This is a genomic window from Methanobrevibacter sp., from assembly GCF_045541095.1.
Classification (GTDB): domain Archaea; phylum Methanobacteriota; class Methanobacteria; order Methanobacteriales; family Methanobacteriaceae; genus Methanocatella.
The window spans coordinates 1-5,384 of the sequence record NZ_JAZQIJ010000257.1 but is presented as its reverse complement, the minus strand read 5'-3'; the positions used below and the strand labels follow the sequence as shown (position 1 = coordinate 5,384).

Sequence of the window (5,384 nt, the reverse complement as noted above, 5' to 3'; positions counted from 1 at the left end):
CACCATAATTCACTGACAGGTCTTTATTGTCAATTATTCTGGAATCATCAGCCACAGTATAGACCTTCAGACAAACTGTCTTGTTTTCTAAAGTGATATCCCTCCATACGTTGCCGTCTGCACTTACAAATGACATTCCAAGAATATAATGATTTCTAGAGTATGCTTCATAAGGAAGATTATTATTTTTAAATACAACTTTAAACTTGTCTGATTTTTTAACCGGAACATAACTGCTTAAGACAATTGTTCTGTATCCTGCAAACTCGCTTATGCCACTTTGTGAGTGTATCAACTTATTGTTCACGTAAATGTCAAAGGAATAATCGATGCCTGACTGGTTGAAGTATGTTCCAACACCAGCAATCAAATCATCATATTCTGCAGTGAATTCATTGGAATATTGAGTGTAATTGCCATCAAAATCATGTAAACCAGATAAATCAGTCTGATAATTGACATGATAATCTATATTATTTGTAAAAATGCAGGCTGTGAAAGGATAACTGATGTCTGTATCTGGATCAGGTACAAATAATGACTTTTCATAGTATGAGAGGTAGAAATATCCTTCATCTCCCCATTCGTTTCCCCAGGTGTTTTTAACAATCCATGCACCATTTCCAGGAGGAGTAATCAAAAAGTTATCAGCAGAGTAGTTATCATCCCATCCAACGATGGCAACGGCATGGGTTGGTGTAAGTGATTCATTAGTATAATGTGCAGAGGTTATTGCATTGAAATATGGTTCATTATTACTGCTTGCATAAGTAATGGAAACTGCACCATAATTTAAAATTGCTTTTTTAACGTCCACTATATAATCGGCTGAATTCGGCATTATGAAGTAAGCATCCTGAAGACGTATCTTATTCACACTATCAACAAAACGTGATAATTTTCCAACCTCATCATATTCATCATCTTTTTCACCAACACTCAGCCAGCTGACCACATTAGCCAAAGCTATATAATTCATGCCCGCTACATCTGTTGTTAAATCACCAAAAACTGAATATCTTATTTGGAGACTATGCATATAATTTTCAGAAATATCATATCTGATGCCTGTTGCTTTTAAAAGAGCAGTTTCCAATGCTTCTCCAAAAGAAAATGTCCAGCATGAGCCCATACTGCCCTGATTTTTAACAGGAGTAATCCATCCCCAATCACGTAAATCAAACCTAAAAGGAAGACTGGTAACATTGATTGTATTGTTGATTAATGTCAGATTCAATCCAGGATAAGCAAAAGATAGGGGATTATAAAATGACTGATTGGTGATTACGCTGTCATTATTATACTCATTACTGTTGAGATTGCACTGGTTTTTGTCAAAATCTGTGAAAATCGCATTTGTATTGTTTGCAAACAGACAGTTGGTGATATTATACCATGAATCACAGGAATATACCGCATTTCCCAGAAATGCAGAGTTATTTATGAATTCTGATTTGGTTAATGTCATATTGCTCATATCACAATATATTGCACCTCCACAACTGGTGGAAATGTTATCAGACAGTTTGTTTGATTCAAAAATACAATTGTCAATTGTGCTGTTGGTAAATGAGATATAAACTGCTCCTCCAACGTGGGCTTTATTGTTTGTGAAGTTGGAACTGTTCAGGATTAAACTACCTCCCAGCTGAATATACGCCCCTCCAATCATGGATAAAGAATTTTTAAACACACAATCAATGACTGTAGCATTATAGTCTCCCATTCCATAATCAACCAGTATGGCACCGGCATTTTTAAATGACCCGGTGTTGATAAACTCACAGCCTTGGATATAAGTGTTGCCCGTCAATCTTACGGCTATCGCTCCTGCAGATTTCTCAGCTGTAAGATTAACAAAACTAGAATTGATAATTGAGGATTCAGAATTTATAAAATATAATGCAGAAGAATAAACAGAGGATATGTTTATGAATTTCGAATTATTTATATTGACTGTAGAACTTGAAGCATAAATTTGGCCACACTTACTTGACCTATTTGAAGTGACAAATGAGTTGCAGACATTTAATATGGCATTACTTAAAAATATGGATGATCCACTTTCATCAGCAGAATTGTCAATAAATCGAGAGTTGCTACAATTTAATATCCCATTATAATATGCAATTGCTCCACCAACAGCAACATTATTGCTAATGAAAGTAGCATTATTTAATATCAATTGCATCCCAAATGAATATATTGCTCCGCCAGAAATACTGGCATTATTGTCAATAAAGCGAGAATTGCTACAATTCAATGCCATACCATAATATGCAATTGCTCCACCAACATCAGCATTATTGCTAATGAAAGTAGCATTATTTAATATCAATTGGCCATTAGAATATATTGCACCACCACGACTAGCATTATTGTTGATAAAAGTCACATTGTTCAGGGTAATCTGTCCGGTGGAATATATTGCTCCTCCTCGGAAGATATTACCATTGAAAAATACAAAATTGTTTATTGTCACATTGTTTCCTGTTATATTGAATATTCCGGATTGACCGTTTCCATCGAGAACATGATTGTTCCCGTTTATTGTGAAATTGCTTTTTTCAATTATGACTGGGCCCTCATCACTTTGGTTGTTGAATCGGTAGTCATATTCTACTTCAAATGTATTTTCTGATTCGTTAATGTCATTGTTAAATTCTGTGAATGTTTTAGGTGAGTCTGAAAAAGTTTGCATGTCTTCAGCACTTAATGTTTCATTCACGTCACTGGCGCTGACGTTTGTAATGCTTATGATAAAAACAGCCAGTATTATTATGATTATACTTTTTTTGAATTCCATAATCCCGTACCCCTTTGAATAATATTTTGATAAAAATATTTTATTTTAAACGAACAATCTTTAAAGCTATTGTTTTTGTCTAAAATATTCAGAATATAGTTAGAAGTCTATTAAATTAGGTATATATATGTAACTGATAGGGATAAGAGTGCCTGTAAACTGATATTTGCAACTATTACATTTTGAATAAAAATTGCGAATTTTTTTGTAGTTAATTAATTCTGGAAATAGCAACCTAACCATAGCCATGTTATTAAGCGAGCCAATTCGCCCAGGCCGACTCCCACGCTGGAGCGTTAGCGGAGGCGTGGAGGGGAGGCCTGGGTGAATAGACTTGGCGAACATAAACTATAGTGAGGAAACGACCATTTCCGGCCGGTTCCGTAAGTCATCAATGAAAAAAGTAGTTTTATTTAACCAGCACCACCATTATATGCAGTCCGAGCTTTAGGTCGAACTGGATGCCTTGAACGATAGCGAAAGGCCTATACTATAGACTTAACAATAATAAGTTCGTCAAGGTTCGAGGAATAGGAGCTTGTCCCCTATTCCGAGTTTATGGTTTGGTATAGGTGAATTCGTCAAAAAAATGATTAATGAATGCTGGATGAAAATATTTAATTATTATTAGTTCTAAAAAAAAAGTAGTGTAGAGAGAACATAAATGATACAACTTTCGCATGAGTTTTCATATAATAACCTCAATTATCTTAATTAATATTATTTTACTTTTTTAAAGGGTGTCCGCCAAAAGTAATTTTTTAAGGTGATGGTTTTAGTAGATTGTTACATCAAGCTTTAATTGGTGTGTTGCTGATAAACTTTCGCAGAAATCTACTATATCTTCTTTATTATTTGTTTTTCCTTCAATTAAATTGTATAATCTTTTTATATTGTATGCCAATGCATCTAGGTTTAGTCTTTCTTGTGTTTTTACCATTCCAATTACTATTTCTTGATCTATATGATATTGGTCTTTTAATATTCCAAATGGTCCTTCTACACATGGTCTTTTGCCAAATTCTTTTTTATATTCTTCTTTTTCCATTTTGAAGAACATTGCTCTTTCTAATCTTCCACCGTTTTCTGTGATGGTTCTATGAGTTTGTTTCTCTGTTAAGCAGGTTTCTCGGTGAATGCAGTATTTACATGCGTAATAATTGTTGTATAGTCTTTTTATTTTGTCCGCTTTTTCTGGGTCGTCACTTTTTTCAGTGTATTCTTTGTAGAAATACATTGGTTGTCCTGCTGGACACATAAATAGGTCCATGTCTGTTATATAGTAAAAATGGTCTTTATGGAATGGTTTTGGATTTAATTCTCCAGTTCTTTCTTTTGTTTGTTTTCTTGTTGGTATTAATCCATCTATTCCTTTGTTAACAAAGTAAGATAGACTTATTTGGTTTAAATATATTGTATCTGCACTCATATGTTTTGGTGTTTTTCCTATGTTGTTTATTGCTTTATCTGCTATTTCTGGTAGTTCGTAATGGTCTGTTGGGTTTTGTGTGACGTTTAATGCGCAGATTAATTTGGTATCGTAATCGACCGCAGATTGGATATTATAAGCAACTAGGAAGTTTCCTTTTTTACCTTTCATCATACGTGCTTCTATATCATTCATTGGTATTTTGTCTTGTCCTGTGAATTTGAATTGTGTTTGTATGTCGTAAATTAATTCTAATTTTTCTTCATCTGACATTTCTTTGTCGTGGAAGATTTTTTGAGCAGGTTTGTTGAGTTTTTCAAGTTTTGCAGGATCTACACTTAGTCCTTTGTAATATTGAGCTAATATTTGGGTTTCTTTTTTGCTAATCATGTTTTGGTTGGAATTGTGTGCTTTTTTAATGGTTCCATCAATTGCAACGTGATTATAATCAGTGAATCCGTCATCAAAGGCTTTTTTTAATGTCATTTGTAATAATACTTCATAATAAGGTCCTAAATCATTTCGATAACGTTGTATTGTTCTTTCTGAGGGTGTTATTCCATCACATACAAATTTATATATGTCATGGTACTTTGCCATTTCTTCAATCATTCTTGTACTTTCTACATGGTCTATTTTTGCATAAACAAGCAATTTTAACATAGAACATGGTGGATATGAAGGTCTACAATCTTTTTTAGTATTTTCGGAAATTCCTAATTTGGGATAAATTTCTTCAATGAAATCCACAACAAAACGAGAGATATGGCCTTCTGGAACATTGAAATCATGAGTTTTGATGCCTAATTTTGTTTGATTCTTGTCAATTTTTTTTGAAACCATAAATAACCAACTCAAAATAACTAATACTTAATATAAATTATGTAAACACTAGTATATAAACTTTACTATTCTAAAAATTAGTTAAATTAAATATAAAGAATAGCTAATAACTTATATGAATTTAAATGAAAAATTATTTCCCCAATTAATAAATGAAGTTATGATTTTCAAAAAGCAATGAAAATAAGTAAAAAATAACGCAGTTATAAAAAAGTCAAATTAAAAAAAGTACTTTTGTCGGACACCCTAAATTATATATAAATAGCTATTTTATTATATTTAAAAAAAACATCAACATTAACATCA

The 5,384-nt window shown here is 32.7% G+C and carries 2 protein-coding genes; both read right to left on the bottom strand.

All coding sequences use genetic code 11. From position 1 onward, the window contains the following. On the bottom strand, positions 1-2,806 hold a 2,806-nt coding region (locus ACKI2P_RS11105), incomplete at its 3' end, for a C1 family peptidase (RefSeq protein ID WP_407377586.1). Positions 2,807-3,581: 775 nt separating this feature from the next. Next, complete coding sequence (locus ACKI2P_RS11100) at positions 3,582-5,078, bottom strand: transposase (protein ID WP_407377585.1); 1,497 nt, start codon at positions 5,076-5,078, stop codon at positions 3,582-3,584. Positions 5,079-5,384: the final 306 nt, after the last annotated feature.

What these genes read in the sequence shown, in the direction of transcription:
- ACKI2P_RS11100 (WP_407377585.1), bottom strand. Translation starts at nt 5,078, where the DNA reads ATGGTTTCAAAAAAAATTGACAAGAATCAAACAAAATTAGGCATCAAA.